This is a genomic window from Stenotrophomonas sp. 2YAF22, from assembly GCF_052114665.1.
Taxonomy (GTDB): domain Bacteria; phylum Pseudomonadota; class Gammaproteobacteria; order Xanthomonadales; family Xanthomonadaceae; genus Stenotrophomonas; species Stenotrophomonas indicatrix.
The window spans coordinates 1-1,167 of sequence record NZ_JBFRFE010000898.1 but is presented as its reverse complement, the minus strand read 5'-3'; the positions used below and the strand labels follow the sequence as shown (position 1 = coordinate 1,167).

Here is a 1,167-nt window from a genome sequence, read left to right as displayed (position 1 = left end):
CCGACTGCATCCTGTTGATCGTCGCCGCGCTGGACGATACGCAACTGGCCACGCTGTCCGAACTGGCGATGTCGCTGGGCATGGACGTGCTGGTGGAAGTGCATGACATCGACGAACTGGAGCGTGCGCTGCAGGTGCCGGCGCCGATGATCGGCATCAACAACCGCAACCTGCGCACCTTCGAGGTGTCGCTGCAGACCACGTTGGACATGCGCCTGGCCGTGCCGCGCGACCGCCTGCTGGTTACCGAGAGTGGCATTCTCGGCCCGCAGGACGTGGCGTTGATGCGCGATGCCGGCATCCACTCGTTCCTGGTCGGCGAGGCCTTCATGCGCGTGGAAGAGCCGGGCGAGGGTCTGCGTCAGCTATTCTTCGCAGCATGAAAACGCACTATCCAACGCCGCGCGAGGATGCGCCGCTGGTGGTCTTCGACTTCGACCACACCCTGTATGACGGCGATTCGGGTACCCACCTGTTCGCGTCGCTGATCAAGCGCAACCCGCTGCGGATGCTGGCGGCGCTGCTGGTCACCCCGATTGCCGGGCCGATGGTGGCGATGCTGCCGACCCGCCGTGCCGGCATTTCGGTCTATGTGTGGATCGGCAGCTTCGGCCTGCACCGCGCGCGTGAGTTCAACAAGGTGATCGACGCCTACGTGCTGCGCAACGAGGCGCAGATGCGCGCCAAGCTGTTGCCGCAGGCGCTGGAGGTGTTCGCCGCGCATCGTGCCAAGGGCGACCGCGTGGTGGTGGCCACCGGTGCGCCGCCGGAGCTGGCCCGCGCGATCCTGGCCTTTGTCGCTCACCAGGACGTGCCGGTGATCGGCACCGAAGTGGGGCCGCGTCTGGGCGGGGTAGGGCCGACCCGACACTGCCACAACGAAGAGAAGATGCGCATGCTGCGCGAGCGCGGCTACGGTGACATCGACATCGCCTATTCCGACAGCACCGCCGATCTCCCGCTGCTGCTGGCGGCGAAAGCGCCGGTGGTGGTCAACCCGAAGCCGGCCAAGGTGGAATTCTTCCGCCGCGTGCTGCCGGCCGGTACCCGCATCCTCAACTGGGGCTGCGCGGACCGCGGTGGCGACAAGGCGTAATCGATCCCGCCAGCCCGCCGGGCAGGGACCCGGTAGTGCCGGCCGCTGGCCGGCAACCTTGCATCCCCTTC

Annotated in this window: 2 protein-coding genes; both read left to right on the top strand. The window is 67.4% G+C overall.

Going from position 1 to position 1,167, the window contains the following annotated elements; genetic code table 11:
• Window positions 1-383: indole-3-glycerol phosphate synthase TrpC (locus tag AB4Y84_RS22090; protein WP_442250988.1), on the top strand; the 383-nt coding region annotated here is incomplete at its 5' end.
• Window positions 380-1,096 carry a haloacid dehalogenase-like hydrolase gene (locus AB4Y84_RS22085; protein WP_442244471.1) on the top strand — a complete coding sequence of 239 codons (717 nt, stop codon included), beginning with the start codon at window positions 380-382 and terminating at the stop codon, window positions 1,094-1,096. The genes AB4Y84_RS22090 and AB4Y84_RS22085, both read left to right, overlap by 4 nt.
• Window positions 1,097-1,167 lie beyond the last annotated feature (71 nt).

What these genes read in the sequence shown, in the direction of transcription:
- AB4Y84_RS22085 (WP_442244471.1), top strand. Translation starts at nt 380, where the DNA reads ATGAAAACGCACTATCCAACGCCGCGCGAGGATGCGCCGCTGGTGGTC.